This is a genomic window from Moraxella bovis, assembly GCF_025985205.1.
Lineage (GTDB): Bacteria > Pseudomonadota > Gammaproteobacteria > Pseudomonadales > Moraxellaceae > Moraxella > Moraxella bovis.
On sequence record NZ_CP087840.1, the window covers coordinates 1,303,976 to 1,321,415 of the forward strand.

Annotated in this window: 13 protein-coding genes; 8 read left to right on the forward strand and 5 right to left on the reverse strand. The window is 44.3% G+C overall.

The genetic code is table 11. The features are described 5' to 3' along the window. The first annotated feature begins 3 nt into the window (after nucleotides 1–3). Nucleotides 4–3,885 carry a UvrD-helicase domain-containing protein gene (locus LP107_RS06420; protein ID WP_264675863.1) on the forward strand — a complete coding sequence of 1,294 codons (3,882 nt, stop codon included), beginning with the start codon at nucleotides 4–6 and terminating at the stop codon, nucleotides 3,883–3,885. Nucleotides 3,886–4,004: 119 nt separating this feature from the next. Further along, nucleotides 4,005–6,119, forward strand: a complete 2,115-nt coding sequence (recD, locus tag LP107_RS06425) for an exodeoxyribonuclease V subunit alpha (protein ID WP_112742304.1) — start codon at nucleotides 4,005–4,007, stop codon at nucleotides 6,117–6,119. 135 nt (nucleotides 6,120–6,254) lie between these two features. Here the strand turns inward: recD and LP107_RS06430 are convergent, their stop codons facing one another. Beyond that, nucleotides 6,255–6,620: a hypothetical protein gene (locus LP107_RS06430; protein WP_264675862.1), complete on the reverse strand. Its 366-nt coding sequence runs from the start codon at nucleotides 6,618–6,620 to the stop codon at nucleotides 6,255–6,257. A 408-nt stretch (nucleotides 6,621–7,028) separates the two neighbouring features. Here LP107_RS06430 and argJ point away from each other — a divergent pair, with 408 nt between their 5' ends. The 3 genes from argJ (at nucleotide 7,029) to LP107_RS06445 (ending at nucleotide 9,893) form a co-directional block, all read left to right on the forward strand. After that, nucleotides 7,029–8,243 (forward strand): bifunctional glutamate N-acetyltransferase/amino-acid acetyltransferase ArgJ, encoded by a 1,215-nt coding sequence (gene argJ, locus LP107_RS06435; protein WP_078274218.1) that lies wholly within the window; start codon nucleotides 7,029–7,031, stop codon nucleotides 8,241–8,243. Nucleotides 8,244–8,347: 104 nt separating this feature from the next. Next, nucleotides 8,348–9,047, forward strand: a protein-coding gene (locus tag LP107_RS06440; protein WP_228157684.1) for an IS1 family transposase whose coding sequence is annotated in 2 segments (ribosomal slippage) — nucleotides 8,348–8,694 and nucleotides 8,693–9,047 — 702 coding nt in all. Because the reading frame shifts where the segments join, the coding sequence is not laid out codon by codon here. 84 nt (nucleotides 9,048–9,131) lie between these two features. Continuing rightward, entirely contained in the window at nucleotides 9,132–9,893 is a 762-nt protein-coding gene (locus LP107_RS06445) for an integrase core domain-containing protein (protein ID WP_208624034.1), read from the forward strand. Here LP107_RS06445 and LP107_RS06450 read toward each other — a convergent pair. From LP107_RS06450 to LP107_RS06465, 4 genes are all read right to left on the reverse strand, one after another. Then, nucleotides 9,868–10,248 carry an ABC transporter permease family protein gene (locus LP107_RS06450; RefSeq protein WP_208624033.1) on the reverse strand — a complete coding sequence of 127 codons (381 nt, stop codon included), beginning with the start codon at nucleotides 10,246–10,248 and terminating at the stop codon, nucleotides 9,868–9,870. The two genes, LP107_RS06445 and LP107_RS06450, sit on opposite strands and share 26 nt — an antisense overlap. A 93-nt stretch (nucleotides 10,249–10,341) precedes the next feature. Next, a complete protein-coding gene (locus LP107_RS06455) occupies nucleotides 10,342–10,665 on the reverse strand; it encodes a periplasmic substrate-binding domain-containing protein (protein WP_112742302.1) in 324 nt (107 codons plus the stop codon). Next, on the reverse strand, nucleotides 10,646–11,671 hold the full coding sequence (locus LP107_RS06460) for an ABC transporter substrate-binding protein (RefSeq protein WP_112742301.1): 1,026 nt from the start codon (nucleotides 11,669–11,671) through the stop codon (nucleotides 10,646–10,648). The genes LP107_RS06455 and LP107_RS06460 overlap by 20 nt, the downstream gene beginning before the upstream one ends. A 313-nt stretch (nucleotides 11,672–11,984) precedes the next feature. After that, a complete protein-coding gene (locus LP107_RS06465; protein ID WP_078275394.1) occupies nucleotides 11,985–13,268 on the reverse strand; it encodes an acetyl-CoA C-acetyltransferase in 1,284 nt (427 codons plus the stop codon). 335 nt (nucleotides 13,269–13,603) lie between these two features. Here LP107_RS06465 and LP107_RS06470 point away from each other — a divergent pair, with 335 nt between their 5' ends. From LP107_RS06470 to LP107_RS06480, 3 genes are all read left to right on the forward strand, one after another. Then, nucleotides 13,604–14,962 (forward strand): 3-oxoacyl-ACP reductase, encoded by a 1,359-nt coding sequence (locus LP107_RS06470; RefSeq protein ID WP_112742300.1) that lies wholly within the window; start codon nucleotides 13,604–13,606, stop codon nucleotides 14,960–14,962. Nucleotides 14,963–15,084: 122 nt separating this feature from the next. Then, a complete protein-coding gene (locus tag LP107_RS06475; protein ID WP_112742299.1) occupies nucleotides 15,085–15,960 on the forward strand; it encodes a MaoC/PaaZ C-terminal domain-containing protein in 876 nt (291 codons plus the stop codon). A gap of 200 nt (nucleotides 15,961–16,160) precedes the next feature. Beyond that, on the forward strand, nucleotides 16,161–17,408 hold the full coding sequence (locus LP107_RS06480; protein WP_112742298.1) for a serine hydrolase domain-containing protein: 1,248 nt from the start codon (nucleotides 16,161–16,163) through the stop codon (nucleotides 17,406–17,408). The last annotated feature ends 32 nt before the right edge of the window (nucleotides 17,409–17,440 follow it).

Below are 17,440 nucleotides of genomic sequence, written 5' to 3' on the forward strand. Positions count from 1 at the left end.
TAAATGACAAATCTGACCGACATTCCTGCCATTGCTTGCACGCTCAGTAAAGGCTATTTGATAGAAGCGTCCGCAGGCACGGGCAAGACATGGACATTGACCGGCATTATTTTACGGCTATTGATAGAGAAAAAATACACCCCTGAGCGTATTATTGCCACGACCTTCACACGAGCGTCCGCCAGCGAAATGCAAGAGCGGATACAGGCTCGTATCAGTAGTTTTTATCGCTATGTCTCTTGGCTAAATGGACAAAAGGCGACTCATGCCCACTGGTTTCATCACGCCCAAGACACGGACAGCGATACCGCCAGAGACAGCAATCAGACATGGGGGCAGATAGTAGAGCAGGCAGGCGTGGCAGGCATTGCCGACCATGATGACCCGATTAATGAGCATTTGATAAAACAGCTTATCACAGACAGCGACCCCAACGCCTTGACGTTGGCGATTCGGCGGTGTTCGCTCCTGCTTGCGACGTTGGATAAGCTGTTTGTGGGAACGCTAGACAGCCTTGCCCAAAAGTGGCTCAAAGAATTTGCCGACCAAATCGGTCATCAGATGAACACCGAGCTTAGCACGAGCAGCAATGAGCTAACCTGTGCTCTCATTCATGACGCCCTACGTCGTGAGCATGTGCGAGTGGCTCAGTTGCCACTTTATGCACTCATTGATAAGGCGGTGTTTAGCGATGTCGGTTCGGCACATCAAGCGGTTACCGTGGCACTTAATTTCTATGATACTCCCATCGATACCATGGCAAGTGTGGATGACTATTTGGCGATGTTGGATAAACGGTTGATGTCTGTCTTTGAGATTATATCGGTCTTTGAGCCGTTTTATGAGCTTGATTATATGCTGGCATTTGGATTTAAAAATGTCGGTACAGCCATCAAAGAATTTGGGCGTTTAAAAAACATCATGGAAATGATAAAAGTCCATCATTTAGATTTTGTGAATCATATCAGTGATGAAGATAAAAGTTTTTTGGATAAGTTAGAAGATATTAAAAAAGAAACAAATTTTAAAAAAGGCTTTGAAAATAACAAACAAGCCTTTCTTGCTTTGCCGTTGGATAAATTATTAATCATCCGTGAAACAGTAACTGCCATCAAGGAAATTGCTGATTATTATAAATCCCATCTATATCAAACCATCGCTAAGGACGTGCGGGTATTATTAAAAAGCACCTTAGAACGTCAGCACAAAAGCACCTTTACTTTTCAAATGGTGCGACTCATCGAAGCCTTAGAGCATGGCCCTGAGCTGGCAAGGCACATTCGCCATCATTATCCTGTGGCACTCATTGATGAATCCCAAGATATTAATGGACTGCAAAAACGCTTAATAGAGCTTGTTTATTTGGATTATTTTAAAGAAAGGCGAGACAAAGGCAAATCTAGCACGGGATTTTTATTATTAGTTGGCGACCCCAAGCAGGCGATTTATCGTTTTCGGGGCGGGGATGTTGCCAATTATAACAGCATTAAACATTATGGACAGACCGATATATTACCGCCTTTATTAAACAGCAAGCTGACACTCACGACCAACCGCCGTTCTAATAGCGAGTTAATCGACAGTTTAAATCACTGGTTTGCCCATCAAGATAACGCCCATAGTCCTGCTTATCTGGGCGACGGCATTTATTATCAGTCCATCACCGCTCACAAAGAGCAAAGTTTATTATCATGGCAATATTTAAATAAGCCAGCATTGCCTGATTATTTGGGACATAAGCCATTAACATTATTGCATTTGCCTTATAAAAAAGATGATGACAATAAAAAGCTGGATAAATACCAATACATCGCCCATCATATTAATAGCTTATTGCAAGGCGGACATACCCTTGATGATAAAAAAATCAAACCTGATGACATTGCGGTATTGGCACGCACCAAAAAAGATTTGGCACAACTAAAAAAACAGTTGGATAAATTGGGCATTCCATCGATTTCGCCCAATGACATCAATGTTTTTACCACAGAGTCGGCAAAAGATTTATATGCCCTACTCACTGCCATGATAAGCCAAGAGCGAGAGATTTTAGGTCGACTTTTTATTACCCAATTATTTGGTTATGAGTTAAGAGAAGTTACTGATTTATTAAATGATGAACAAATCATCCAGTCCGTTGTTTTTCATTTAAAAGAATGCCATCAGCGGTTTTTAAAATATGGCATTGCCAGTGCTTTGACTTATGCTTTATTAAACCATCCGTTATCCGATGATAATCTGTGGCAAACATCTGCTAAGGCAGGCGAGCGATATTTGGCGGATTTGTGGCAACTGACCGAGCTGATAGGGCGAGAATACACGTATCAGGATAATAATGAGATAAAACTCATGAATTGGCTTGCCGATAAAATGACAAGGCAAGATGATAATGAAGACTATCAGCAGATGATATTGCCAAGCGAGTCGGGCGTGAATCTCATGACCATTCACAAATCAAAGGGTTTGGAATTTCCCATTGTCTATGTCATGAATTTAGATGACCCTGCCACAAGTAAGAACCACAAAGACATGTTTTATGCTTATAGTGATGAGCGATATAACCGCCGTATCTCCCCCATCAAAGATAAAGTGGCTGATAATGAGATAATAAGCGATTATTATAAAATCAAACAAAACCAAGAATTACTTGATGAGCGTTTGCGAGTGGGTTATGTGGCATTGACCCGAGCGTCAGAGCAGACTTTTGTGGTCGGGCAGGATTTATATAATGCTGGTCAAATAGATGAGCGACCATTGTTTTTATGGTTCGATTGTAAACAGAAAGATATCATATTGCCCGAGCGACTGACAGATAAAGTAGATGTCATTGATTTGGCAAAATCAGAACAGCTGATAACCGATAACTATCAAGACGATGATGTGGTATTGACCCCGATACATTATCAGCCATGGCAGGTGGTATTTGCCAAGGCGTATTTTTATGGGGCGTCCAAGACCAGTGCCACGGCATTGATGAGTGTGTTTAATAAACCATCAGTGATTGATGATGATAATGCCATCGATGATGAGATAGCCATCATCCCACAAATGGCGACACTCATGGATGATATTATCCCTTATCCTGAGAATGACATTCGCTCATTATTTGAAAAAGGCGTGAATGCAGGAACGTTTTTACATAATTTATTACAATTTATCGACCCCAATGATAAAAATAACATCAGCAGTCGCATTGATGATGAGATTCGCCAATTAAACTTTGCTCATGCTTATCACAGCAGTCATGGCGATATACCGCATGAATCAAATGATGAATTAGCTAATGAATTGGTTAATCAGGCTGTATTAAACCATCATCAAGCATTGGTAGAATGGCTGTATGACATTAGCCACACACCATTTTTATCATCAAAGATAAGTTTGAGTGCATTAGCTCCTAATCGCCTTGCCAAAGAAATGTCTTTTACCCTAAGATTGACCGAGTCATTTAATATTAATGAGCTAAATGAGATATTTAAAGCACACAGCGATAAAGAGATAATACTCACCGAGCAAAACCCATCTGCTTATTATAAATATCTCAATGGCGAGATAGATTTGGTTTATGAACATCAAGGCAAGTTTTATGTTGTGGATTATAAATCCAACTTTATCGGCGAGAGTCTGTCGCATTATCGCCATGACTCATTAGAATCCGCCATGAACAAAGCAGGCTATTGGCTTCAAGCATGCGTGTATCAAGTGGCATTGCACCGTTTATTAAAATTACGCATAAAAGATTATGTCGGGCGTGAAGAGCAGTATTTGGGAGCGGTGGAATTTGTCTTTTTGCGGGGCGTGGATAAGCATGACCCAACTTTGGGGCATATTGCTTGGCAAGTGCCATTACCGCTTATTTATGCGTTGAATAAATTATTTGGTTAAGTTTTTATATTTGATTAAATGATTTTAAGTTTTTGAATGGTTTAATCAGACAATTTGACTAAAACCGATTAAAAAACGTTATTTATTTTAAAATAAACCGCTAAGATAAAAGGAAATCCATGAATACCCCTTATCAAAACAACATCGCCCAATATCTCATCAGACGCATGCAGGATAATGCTAACTGGTATCATGAGACAGGACGTATTGATGACTTTGTATTTAATACGGCTGATGAGACGATATTTTGTTTGATTCATTTTGTCATCAGTCAGTTATTGCATGACGGGCATACGGTATTATTATTAAATAGGCATGATGATATTAATAACACCCAAAATACCGCCCATGATAAATTAAGCCCGTGGCAGTTGTCAGTATTACATCCTATCGTGTCGCTCATTAGCGATAAAGTGGGCGATGAGCTCGATTTTAATGCTATTTTTGGGCGTATTGATGAATTGTTAAATGATAAAACGGCTTTGGCTCATTATGTTCATCACACCCAACATGACCTAAAAGAGCGGTATTATCAGCACAGTATTATCACCAAAAGCCACAGCCATCAGTCAGATGAGCAGGTGGTGACACAGCTTGGCGAGCTGATGATTTGTGCGTTGCGTTTTTATTATGTGACAAGTATCACGCTGGGTCGGGATTTTGATGAGTTTATCAAGCGATTATACGCCAACCCTTTCTTTGCTCATGGCGATGATGAAAAGCCAGATAGGGCGGTGGTGTTTTATCATGATGATGATACGCTGTATTTGTGGCTCGGTCGCAGTTATCAAGCGGAGCGTGAGCTGTTGTCCGCCATTCATGAGATTCGCCACAGTCCCATCCACGCCCTAGATTTGCCCATCAACCCATCGCTAAACCCTGAGCAACAGCAAGCCATCAGGCAGGTGGCGAGCGAGCCGTTTAGTATCATCACGGGTGGACCGGGAACGGGCAAGACTTTTACGGTCGCACAGATTGTATTGGCGTTGCACCATGCCCTGTCGGATGTGGACGGAGAGCTGAGTCTGGCACTGGTCGCCCCCACGGGCAAGGCATCACAGCGGATGGCGGAGTCGCTTCAAAACGCACTCTCGGACAGTCAGACCAACATCACTCTGCCTGAGCCGATGACCATTCATCGACTGCTTGGCATTGGCATGAGTGGTATGCCCCGCTACCATGCATCAAACCCACTGCCGTATGAGCTGATTGTTGTGGATGAAGCGTCCATGCTTGGCACCGAGCTGGCACGCCATTTGCTCTGTGCCGTCAAGCGTGGGGCTAGGATTATCCTGCTCGGCGACGCCCATCAGCTCTCGGCAGTGGACGCAGGGGCGGTGCTGGCGGATTTGTGTCGCATACCGAGCTTGATGACGACACGCACGCATTTGGTCGTATCCAACCGTTTTTCTAAGGATTCGGGCATTGGACGTTTGGCACAGCTTATCAATCAACCAGAAAACATCGCCTTTGACAAGCTCATCGCACTCATTCATCAAGAGAGCTATTTGTCATGGATGGACATTGCCTTTTTGACAGCACAGCCGTCATTGTTGCGACAGCAGTTTTATAAAAACATCGCTGATGAATATATGACGCCTGATGGCTTTTTTGCCTTAACCAAAACATTAAAAAAACAGTTTGCCACATATGGTGATGATGAAAAACAAACACAGCTACAAGAATTAAATAAACGGTTTAATCAATATCGCATTTTGACCGCATCACATATCGGCAGTTGTGGCGATGAGCTGATTAATGGCTTTATTGAATCATTGCACCGTGAATATCTAAAACTGCCGACGGTAAAATCGCCTTGGTATCATGGTCGTCCTGTGATGATATTAAAAAATCGTTATGATTTGGGATTGTTTAATGGCGATATTGGCATTTGTTTGCAAAGTGGCAAACGAGGTCATGAATTATCGGTGTATTTTGGCGATTCGGTTAAAGGCTTGCCGATTAATATGCTAGACGGGGATATTGCCACAACCGGCTATGCGATGACCGTGCATAAATCACAGGGGTCAGAATTTGAAAAAGTCGCTGTGGTCTTTAATGATGATAACGAGCGTTTATTATCCAAAGAACTCATTTATACCGCCATTACCCGTGCCAAAACCAAAGTGGCAATATACAGCACCGAGCAGGCATTATTAAAAGCGGTTAATACCCCGACAATCCGCCAAACAGGACTATTGGTGCATGATGACATAAAAAGCGGGGCGAATTGAAAATGGTTTTTTAAAAATGCTAAATATAAAATTTAAGTTAGAGTCAAATTTGTTAAATTTAAATTGATTGATTTGAAAAATAAAAACATTGGGATAAATATTTGCCCCAATGTTTTTATAAAAAAGATGAATATTTTATTGACATTGAAATTTAATAAAATATTCATAGTCATCATCACGGCTTAGTTCAGGCGAGCCTGTGCCGAGTATCGTGCCGACCACTTTTGCCCCTTGTTCCATGACTCGCCCCATGCGTTCGTCCATCACGCCATTGTAGGTGGTGATGTCATTGATGACGACAGGGGTTTTGTAACCGCATTGGGCTTTGGCGGACGCTAGAGCGTTGTTTTGGGCGGTGGCTTTGGTCTTGCCCAGTCCTGTGGTCTCAAACGTGTTATCCGCCCGAGCGATGACAGGGCTAGTCGGCGTGCTTTGGCAAGCGGTCAAGCCCATGGCAACTAGGGCGATGGCACCGACAGAGCATAGGGTGGCGATGTTCATAAGGTATTCCTGGTAGTAAAATAAAAGTATATCGTAACAACGTGGTAATATATGACAAGTCATTGACATAACCATTTTAACAAAACTTATTTTCTCATTATTATCACAATGGTAATGTTTTGTCTTTATATTTATTTAACATAATCTATTTTTAAAAATGCAGTCATAAACCCCTAAAATTAATACAAGGCTAGTAATATGTGGGTGTAAGGACGTGCTGAGCACGTCCTTTGGCGATATCAATTTTTATGGGCGTACAAAATAGCCCTGCAAAGCCTGTGGAGAACATTTGATTTGTTAGGCGTAATAAAACAAAACCATCCGCATGATTTTATCCCATAAATTTTTACAAAAATACACAAATTTTTGGTACAATGGTTTTATTTTAAATTAAATAAGGAAAAACCCATGCCAGTCGGTGATGTCAGTCTTGTGCCATTATTGCCCATTGATGGTGTAAAAATCGGCATTTGTGAAGCAGGTGTACGCTATGCGAACCGCCGTGATTTGACGGTGTTTGAGATAGAGGACGGGGCGAGCGTGGCGGTCGTTACCACGCAAAACTACTTTGTGGCAGCCCCTGTGCAAGTGGTGCGTAAACATATCCGAACGCACACGCCACGCTATCTACTTATCAATACAGGCAACGCCAATGCAGGCACAGGGCAGGACGGCATAGATAGAGCATTGGCGACTTGTCAGGCGTTGGCGGACAAAACAGGCGTGAATGCGTGCGAAGTGCTACCGTATTCTACGGGCGTGATAGGCGAGACTTTGCCGAGCGAGCGGATTATTGCAGGGCTGGATAAGGCGTTGACGGTTTTGACAGCCGATAACTGGCTAAACTCTGCCCACAGTATCATGACGACCGACACCACCCCCAAAGGACATAGCGTGCAGACCACGATAGACGGCATGACTTACACGGTAACGGGTATCAGCAAAGGGGCGGGTATGATACGCCCAAACATGGCGACCATGCTTGGGTTTGTGGCGACAGACGCTCATATCAGCCCAGAGCTGTTACAGAAAATCTTGGTGGATTTGACTAATCAATCCTTTAACCGCATTACCATTGACGGCGATACATCTACCAATGACTGTTGTACACTCATCGCCACAGGCAAGGTGGGGGGCTTGATAGACAGCGAAAACCATGCCCATTATCAAGCCATTTACCAAGCCATTAAAGATGTGATGTTAAAAATCGCCCAGCTCATCGTACAAGATGGTGAAGGGGCGACTAAATTTATCACGGTCAAGGTAACAGGCGGTAAGACCACGGACGACTGTGCCAAAATCGCTTATGCGGTGGCTCACTCACCTCTTGTCAAGACGGCATTTTTCGCGTCCGACCCGAACTGGGGGCGGATTTTGGCGGCGGTGGGTTATGCAGGCGTGCCATTTGACCAAAGCCGTGTAAGCGTGTCGCTAGACGAGATTGCCATTTGTCAGCGTGGCGGACTGGCGGATGGTTATACCGAAGAGCAGGGGCAAGTGGTCATGAGTCGCCCCGAGATAACCGTCAGCATTGATTTGGGGCAGGGTGATTGTACCGATACGGTTTATACTTGTGATTTGTCGCATGAGTATGTCAGTATCAATGCTGATTATCGTTCATAATTCACACAAGGCAAATCATTGCATTTGCCTTACTTTTTCTGGTATTATTAAAAACAAATACATAAGTTAAAATAACTCAATACTTTACCATAGAGTAAAAACCAATGAACGAAACATTTGATAGTTGTCCTAAATGTAAGCACAAACACTTTGTCAAAGCAGGTTTTAACAATGGCAGACAACGCTATAAGTGCAAAGGTTGCAATCATTACTTTTCAGTACATAAACCAACGCATCATAAAAGCGAAGCAACCAAGCAAATGGCAATCAATATGTATCTAGAAGGTTTGGGCTTTCGTTCAATTGGTCGCATATTAGGTATTAGTTATGGCACAGTCTATCAATGGGTTAAAAAACTTGGCGAACAACATCAAATCAAACAAGATAGCAATCAAGCGATAGATATCGTTGAGCTTGATGAGATTCATAGCTACACCAAGCATAAAAAACGCTTGCTGGACCCCGCTTGCCATTGACAGAACAACAAAACAAATCTTAGGTTTTGTTTGTGGCAGACGAGACACCAACACCTTTAAACAGCTTTACAATCAATTGAACATCCATAACATTCAACTGTTTTGTAGTGACTACTGGAAATCTTACCTTGAAGTCATTCCAAAATCAAAACATATGACAAGCAAAGCTCAAACTTTTACCATAGAGGGCTATAATAGTCCCATTAGGCATTTCACAGCAAGATTTAGAAGAAAATCAAAATGTTATTCTAAATCCGAGAAAATGATAGAAAACACTTTGAACTTACTGTTTGCTAAGTGGAATGGAACTTTGAATTATGTATTTTAGTTTAACAATGCCCACAAAAACACAAGACTGCTTCCCCACCATAGGAAAGCCATTTGAACTGCTTACCATAAGAACAAGCAATCAGTGACTTCACTGGCACTCGAGTACAAAGTATCAAGACCTACCATTTACAAGGTCTTAAAACTTGCTCGCATTAAACTCCTTAAGCCTCAAACCAGTACCAATAATCGCTTTAAACAAGCCAAGTATGGCATTAAACGCTTGGCTAAGGTTGAAAAATCCATTCAAGACAAACTCAAAAGGCAAGCCAAGCGATACAACAAGTCCTATTTTGGTGAGATGGTTCATGTAGATGCCAAACGCTTACCTTTACTTAAAGGACAAAGTACAAACAGTCCTAGAGAATATCTGTTTGTTGCCGTAGATGACTATTCTTGTGAACTGTATGCTGCCATACTGCCTGACAAAACAGCCTTTGGTGCAGCACAGTTTCTGGTAGAGCAAGTGATAGAACCTTGTCCTTACCAAATTGATGTTATTTACTCTGACAATGGCACTGAATTTAAAGGCACAACACAGCATGAATTTGTCAAAGTATGTTATGATAACCACATCAACCAAAAATTTACCAAAGTAGGCAGACCACAAACCAATGGCAAAGCTGAACAGGAGATACGAACATTAATAGAGCTTTGGCATCATCAACATGAGTTTGTCAGCAGTGAACATAGAAAGCAAGAATTAACCAGATTTCTTAATTTCTATAACACTGTTAGACCACATTCATCTTTAACCAAAAAAGATGAGATTACAGGAAAAACTTTGACTTTTACGCCTTATGAATGGTTAGAGTTTTATTTTAAACAAAGTGTAAATAACGGGTGAGGTTTTTTACAAGTGAGATAATCAAAGCGACAAACGCCAGCGACAGCGTGTGCCCAAACTGGTGGGCTATCTCGTCCCACACGCTTGTCCCACTGACGAGCGAGTTTCCCAAATCCAAGCGGAGCAGGTCGCCAAACCATGCTATATACTGCTCATACCACTGCAAATCAAGCCCCAGTTCGGCTCGCACTTGGTCGGCAGAGCTTGCGGTGAATTGGTCGTAGCCATAGCGAGACGCAGCGATACGATACGCCATGTCGCCGGGTAGGCTTCGCATAAGAACAAAGGTCAAAGTGCCGACCGACCAGACGACCAAGAGCAGTTGGATAAGCCGTGATGTGAGTAGTTTTAGCATAATGATATGGTTGCCATAAACTTAGGTGTAAAGCAAATTAAGAGAGTCAAAAGAGCGATGGCGTGTCGCTCTTTGGGTTATCATGGCGTAGTATTACCATTTAAGCTGATTTAGGTTGTATTTACGCTCAAAGGGGTCAAGGGTCAAGCCTTGTAGCGACTTGTGAGCGGATGCACTTTGTTGGTAGTACACGACAGGGATAAGCGGACGCTCATCTGCCAAAATGGTGGCGACTTGTTTTTTGAGTTCATCTCGCTTGACATCATCGGCTGTGGTAGCGATGTCATGCAAGGCTTGGGTAAGCGTAGAGTTTTGGTAATTCATCACGCCCCAGTCGCTGCCTTGTGGGCTTAGGTCGGATTGTAGTGAAGCCAATGGGTCTGGGGTGTTGCCATAGTTACGAGCGTACAGAGCCATTTGCAGTGAGCCGTCTTGGAGCCTTGGGAATCTCTGATGAGTTGGTGATATTAACTTGTAAATCCACACCGATTTTACGCCATTGGTCTTGTAAGGCGGTGGCGATAAGCGGTAACTCTGGGCGGTCGGAGAAAGTGATGAGCGATATGGTAAAGGGCTTACCGTCTTTTTGTAGCACGCCATTTGCCCCTTCGGTAAAGCCATTGGCGAGCAGTTTGGCTTTAATGGCAGGATAATCAGGGGCGGATTTTGCCACGCCTGCCTGCCAATCGCCAAACATGGGCGGTAGTAGCTCATACGCTCCTGCATCGCCAATGCGTAGCACCGATTTAGCAATGGCTTCACGGTCTATGGCATCGGATAGGGCTTGACGAGTGGTCTTATCGGCAAAGAGCGGATTGGCGATGTTCATCTTAATGACAATGGTGCGAGCGAGCGTTTGGGTTGTCACTTGTAGGTCGCTGTTGTTTTGTAGGCGTTTTAGGCTGGCACTGTCTAGGGTGTACACCAAATGGTCATCGCCACTCTCGACAAGCAGGGTGCGGGTCTCACTGCGAGAGTTGGCAAGGTAGTTAATGCGATTAATGTGGGCTTTTTGTCCCCAATAGTCGGCATAAGCGGACTGCTCAATCTTTTGTGGTGGCTCAACCTTATCCGCCTGATACGCCCCTGTGCCGATGATTTTGGTGGCTTGCCCTTTGTCATCAAAAGACGCAGGGGCTAGGATAATGGCGGTGGCGTGTGTCAAATAAGACGGTAGGGTGGTCAAAGGCTCGGCAAGAGTGAATTCTACCGTTTTATCATCAACTGCCTTGATAAGCTCGATATTAGCACTTTCTAGGGCAGTGGGCTTATTTAGGGCGAGCGTTAGACTGTTTACCACTTCTTTGGCGGTCATCGGTGTGCCGTCATGGAATTTGACATCGTCACGCAACGTAAACACCCATGTTTTGCCGTTGTCGGTTGTTCTCTCCATTTTGCCAATTATACCAAATTTATTTAACATAATCTATTTTTTAATAAACTTTTTAAAATAAGAAAAATTAAAATTCAAACACAATATTATTCGCCATAAAAAATTGAAAAATTTGTTATTTATTGGGTAAATTATTTTAAATAATAGGGAATTGGATTTGTTAAAAATTTTGAATATAGGGGAAAAATTGCAATTCACCCTTTAATGCAGAAATGTATTTTAAAATTGATAAGCCGTTGAAAATTGTAAAAAAGTGAAGTGCATACCATTTAAATCCAAGCCAAATCAAAAACCCCAATCCATGACAGATTGGGGTTTTTGATTTAGGGTAATTTTTGTATGATTAGCGTTCTAAAATACAAGTAACGCCTTGACCGCCAGCGGCACAGATAGAAATCAAAGCACGCCCTGAGCCTTTTTGGGCGAGCAGTTTGGCGGCGGTTGCTAAGATACGTCCACCTGTGGCAGCAAAGGGGTGTCCTGCGGCAAGGCTTGACCCATTGACATTGAGCTTACTGCGGTCAATGCTACCTAATGGCTTATCTAATCCCAAGCGGTTTTTGCAGAAGTTTTCATCTTCCCAAGCGGCGAGAGTGGAGAGTACTTGACTGGCAAAGGCTTCATGAATCTCATAAAAATCAAAGTCTTGTAAGGTCAGACCAGCACGAGCGAGCATTTTTGGTACGGCATAGGCAGGTGCCATAAGCAGTCCTTCGGTCAGCCCATTTTTACCCACAAAGTCCACGGCCGCCGTTTGTTGGTGAGTGATGTAGGCAAGTGGTTCAAAACCGTGCTCACTTGCCCAGTCATCACTGGCAAGTAGCACACAAGACGCACCGTCGGTCAGTGGCGTGGAGTTACCTGCGGTCATGGTTGGGTTGGCGTTACGCTTACCAAAGGCAGGTTTTAGCGTGGCAAGTTTATCAAGCGTGGTGTCTGCACGCAAGTTATTATCACGGTTTAGCCTTTTATAGGGAGTCATCAAGTCATCAAAAAATCCTGAGTCATACGCACGAGCCAAATTTTGATGGCTGTTAAATGCCAACTCATCTTGGTCGGCACGGCTGATGTTCCATTCTAGGGTAGTGATGGCTTGATGTTCGCCCATGGATAGGCGAGTGCGTGGCTCACCATTGGCAGGGAATGACAGTAGGTCTTTGGGGTTGATGTGGGTTAGGGCGGTCAGTCGAGCTTTGGCGGTTTTGGCGTTATTGATGGCAAGCAGGGGCTTACGAATGCCGTCCCCGAGTGCAATCGGTGCGTCCGATGTCGTGTCCGTCCCGCCTGCGATACCACTGTCGATGATGCCCAGTGCGATTTTGTTGGCGACGGCAAACGTGGCTTGCAAACCTGTGCCACACGCCTGCGAGATGTCATAGGCAGGGGTTGTGGGCGATAGGGCGGTGTTTAGCAGGGCTTCACGGGTTAGGTTCAAATCACGGCTGTGTTTTAAGACCGTGCCGGCAACCACTTCGCCAATCTCTTTGTCCGCCAAATTAAAGCGAGCAATCAAACCGTCCAACGCCGATGAGAGCATATCGATATTACTGGCGTCTGCGTATGCACCGTTTGAGCGAGCAAAGGGAATGCGGTTTCCGCCAAGAATGGCAACTTTTTTGATGGTCATGACTTATCCTTAATGAAATGAATTGATAAAGGTAACAGGGTTTTGACAGATGATTTTTAAGATAAGTTAAGATAAAAATCTAATAAATTTGCACGAAATTATCCTAAAATCAATCTTATCAAAACCCAAAAAATGACATCGCATCTATCATTTTAGCTTATCCTAGCTTATCATCATTTGACTTAAAAGGGAAAATGTTTTTTGCTTTCTTAACTAATTTTTTGTTATTTATTTAAAATTTATAACTTATTTTTATAATAGAGAAAATTTTGTGCCAACATTTATTTTTATGCTAGAATGGGGCTTATCGTATTTACAAACAAAAGGATACTCCTATGAGCGACCGTTATGGTGAATTGGTGCAATCAGGTCTAGGCAGAACTGTTGCAAAAAATCTGGGTTTGCCCACACCCATTAAACTTGACCGCTTTGAAGTGGGTCAGCCTGTGGTGCGTGGCGAAGTGGCATTTGGGGCGACAGGCGACAGTGATGTGAGCCGTAGTGTGAATGATATTTTGACCGCATTGGACGCCAAGATTACCACTAATGATAAGCTCGATGACCGTCTAACGGACGAGAACGTGCGTTTTAAAGTGGCGATTTTTGATGTTACCAACATCAAAGACACGGACGGCTTAAAGGTGGTGTATGAATTTTTCCATAAAATCGCCCGTCGCATCAAACCGTCTGGTCGGATTGTGCTGATTGCTCGCCCGTCTTGCTGTACAGGCATAGACATTGATTTTGCTTTGGCACAGCGTGCGGTGTTGGGATTTGTCAAATCAGTCGCCAAAGAATTTAAAAAAGGCATTACCGCCAATGTCCTATACACCCAAATCGGTGCCGAAAAACACCTAGACCACGCCTTACGCTTTTTTATGTCGGCAAAATCGGCATATGTGTCAGGGCAAGCGGTCTATATCAAGGATAATGGCGATGAGCTGTCGTTGGTCGATTTTGACGAAACCAAACCCCTAAAAGGCAAAAAAATCCTAGTTACAGGGGCAAGTCGTGGCATTGGCGAGTCAGTTGCCAAAGTGTTGGCACGAGACGGGGCACAGCTGTACTGCTTGGACGTGCCTGCGTCTTTGGCAGATTTACAAAAAGTCGCTGGCAATCTGGGCGGTTATGCCTTGCCACTGGACATCACTCAAACGGACGCTGGCGAGCAGATTTTAAGGGCGTGTGGCGTGTTGGATGGTGTGGTGCATAACGCTGGTGTTACTCGTGATAAGACCCTAGCCAACATGAGTGCCGACAAATGGGATTTGGTGCTAAACATCAACCTAAAAGCCATTAGCACCATTAATAACTACCTACTTGCCAATAATGGCTTGTCCGAGTCGGCTCGTATCGTCTGTGTGTCTAGTATCTCAGGCATTGCTGGCAATCTGGGGCAAACTAACTATGCCATGAGTAAAGCGGGGGTTATCGGTCTGGTAGAAGCGACCGCCAAGAGTCTAGACGGTTCGGCACGCCGTATCAATGCGGTCGCCCCTGGATTTATTGAAACTAAGATGACCGGTGCCATTCCCTTTGCCATTCGTGAAGCCGGTCGCCGTATGAACTCAATGAGTCAAGGCGGTGAGCCTGTGGACGTGGCAGAGACGATTTCGTGGCTACTGTCGCCAAAAGCGTCAGGACTCAATGGTAACGTGGTGCGTGTGTGCGGTCAAAGCGTGCTTGGGGCGTGATTTTATTCATTGGTAAATTTTGATGGGAAACATATCAGCCGTACACTTGTACATTTTTGATTTACATTCCCCCAAAAATCCATTAAAATTTACCAAAAATTATTTTATATTAAAGGTATGATATGGCAGAACAAAATTTTAAAGAATTGCCAAAAATGCACACCACTTATGCCAACGTTATCAAAAGTTTGATTCCGCATGGCGACAACCGAGCAGGGGCATTGCCTGATTCGGTGTATGCAGTGGACAAACTCGCCATTGACCAGAACAATTTGCGAGACTATCGGCGAATTTGTGGGTTTATTGATGATGGGCGTGTACCGCCAACGTATTTTGCGGTGTTGTCGCAGACGTTACAGATGAACATGATGGCAAAGCCTGATTTTCCTTTTGCCATGCTTGGGCTGGTGCATTTAGAAAACAGCGTTACGCAGTATCGTCCGATTTTTGATACCGAAACGGTCAAGATGAGTGTGCGACTTGACAACCTAACCCCCCATGACAAGGGGCAGACCTTTGATTTTATCACCGAAGTGCATATCGATGATGAGCTAGTATGGCAAGGGACATCAACTTATCTGTCTCGCCAAAAAAAGCCCGTCGATGAACGCACGGTCAAATCTGTGTCTGAGAGCGTGGCACGCTTAGAGCCTGATGAGAATGGTTGGGCGGAGCTGATTAACATCCCAGAAGACATCGGACGGCGGTATGCGTTCGTGTCGGGCGATTTTAACCTAATCCATTTGCACCCCTTATCGGCTCGGGCGTTTGGCTTTCCTAAGGCAATCGCTCATGGCATGTGGTCAAAGGCGGCGAGCATTGCTCAATTTTATGATTTGCCGAAGGCGTACCGAGTGGACGTGTCATTTAAAACGCCCATTTTCTTGCCGTCCAAGATTGACTTTGTGGCACGCCAAGAGAGCGATGGGCGAGCCTTTGCCCTGTATGCGGCAGGGACGGAAAAACCGCATTTACTCGGCAAAATTACGTTTTTATGATGAGTGAAAAAGAGCAGGGCAGATGATGATTTGCCCTGTTTTTTGGTTTTTGGGATTAAAATTTTTTAAATTTGCAAATTTTAAAAATTTGGTCGGGTGCATAATACGCACTCTATCTGACGTCATGACAAACGCCCCACACTTTGAATTTTCCCCCAAATTCTTATACAATAAGCCATTTTTATCATTAGGTACAGACCATGTGGCAAGATTTTCCCAAACTGCTTTCTAAATTACAATTTGACGACTCGCCTGCCGGTGGTTCACTTGTCATCACTCACAAAGGCGAGACGGTGGTAAACACCGCCATAGGGCAAGCCCTGCCACACCAAGACTGGCACGCCCACACGCTATCGGTAAATTTCTCTATCGGCAAAGGCGTGATAGCGACCCTTGTGGCGGTGTTGGTCTCAAAAGGACTGTTGGACTATGATACGCCCATTGGTTCATATTGGGCGGAGTTTGGGGTAGGGGGTAAAGAGCATATCACACTACGCCACATCTTGACTCACACCGCAGGGCTGTTTAAAATCACCACACTCACCTACGACACCGATGAGCTAACCGACTGGCAAATGATGACCGCCAAAGTTGCCCAAATGTCGCCTAACACCCCCAAAGGACAGGACGAGCAGGGCTATGGCAGTGCGTATAGTGCGTTGGTCTCAGGGTGGATTTTGGGCGGATTAGTGGAACGTGTAACAGGACTGCCCTTGCAACACGCCCTAGATGAGTACCTTGCTACGCCCTTAGGCATACAGGGCGAGCTGTATTATGGACTGCCTGCTGATAAATTGGGACAAGTTGCCAAGCCTGTGCGGTATTTTGATGGCACACCCATAACCAAACGCAAACCAACCCTAAAACCTGACACTCCAGAGATGTTGGCGGTATATGCAGGGCTTGACATCACGCCATTATGGGCGGATAAGGTGGAGACACTTGGCACATCTGGCATTAATAAGCTATATTTTGACACCGCCAAGATGAACCTTGTCAATTATAAAAACGCACTCATGCCAAACGGACGTGATGGCGTGGAATACCATCATGATAAGGTGTTGCAAGCGGTCATTCCTGCCGCCAATGGGGTCTCTACCGCCCACGCCCTAGCCACTATCTACGCCATGCACGCTAATGGTGGCGTATGGCAAGGGCAAACGCTCATCACGCCTGCGGTGCTTGCCGACATGCGTGCGGTGCGTGTGGACGGTTTTGATGCGGTTATGCCTGCCAATATGCGGTGGCGGTCGGGTTTTCATCGCTTATTTAGCTTGCAACACACGCCAAACGCCTACGGACACATGGGTTATAACGGCTCGGTGGCGTTCTGCGACCCTGATAGGCAGTTGTCGTTTGCCTTTATTCATAATTTTGACACAATCATGCTAAATGACGTACGCCAGTTTGTGCTGGTAGAGACGGCAATCGCTCGCACCACACCTTAAAAAACTATTGCAAAACGCCCAAACGGTGTTAT

What these genes read in the sequence shown, in the direction of transcription:
- LP107_RS06420 (WP_264675863.1), top strand. Translation starts at nt 4, where the DNA reads ATGACAAATCTGACCGACATTCCTGCCATTGCTTGCACGCTCAGTAAA.
- recD (WP_112742304.1), top strand. Translation starts at nt 4,005, where the DNA reads ATGAATACCCCTTATCAAAACAACATCGCCCAATATCTCATCAGACGC.
- LP107_RS06430 (WP_264675862.1), bottom strand. Translation starts at nt 6,620, where the DNA reads ATGAACATCGCCACCCTATGCTCTGTCGGTGCCATCGCCCTAGTTGCC.
- argJ (WP_078274218.1), top strand. Translation starts at nt 7,029, where the DNA reads ATGCCAGTCGGTGATGTCAGTCTTGTGCCATTATTGCCCATTGATGGT.
- LP107_RS06450 (WP_208624033.1), bottom strand. Translation starts at nt 10,248, where the DNA reads ATGCTAAAACTACTCACATCACGGCTTATCCAACTGCTCTTGGTCGTC.
- LP107_RS06455 (WP_112742302.1), bottom strand. Translation starts at nt 10,665, where the DNA reads ATGGCTCTGTACGCTCGTAACTATGGCAACACCCCAGACCCATTGGCT.
- LP107_RS06460 (WP_112742301.1), bottom strand. Translation starts at nt 11,671, where the DNA reads ATGTTAAATAAATTTGGTATAATTGGCAAAATGGAGAGAACAACCGAC.
- LP107_RS06465 (WP_078275394.1), bottom strand. Translation starts at nt 13,268, where the DNA reads ATGACCATCAAAAAAGTTGCCATTCTTGGCGGAAACCGCATTCCCTTT.
- LP107_RS06470 (WP_112742300.1), top strand. Translation starts at nt 13,604, where the DNA reads ATGAGCGACCGTTATGGTGAATTGGTGCAATCAGGTCTAGGCAGAACT.
- LP107_RS06475 (WP_112742299.1), top strand. Translation starts at nt 15,085, where the DNA reads ATGGCAGAACAAAATTTTAAAGAATTGCCAAAAATGCACACCACTTAT.
- LP107_RS06480 (WP_112742298.1), top strand. Translation starts at nt 16,161, where the DNA reads ATGTGGCAAGATTTTCCCAAACTGCTTTCTAAATTACAATTTGACGAC.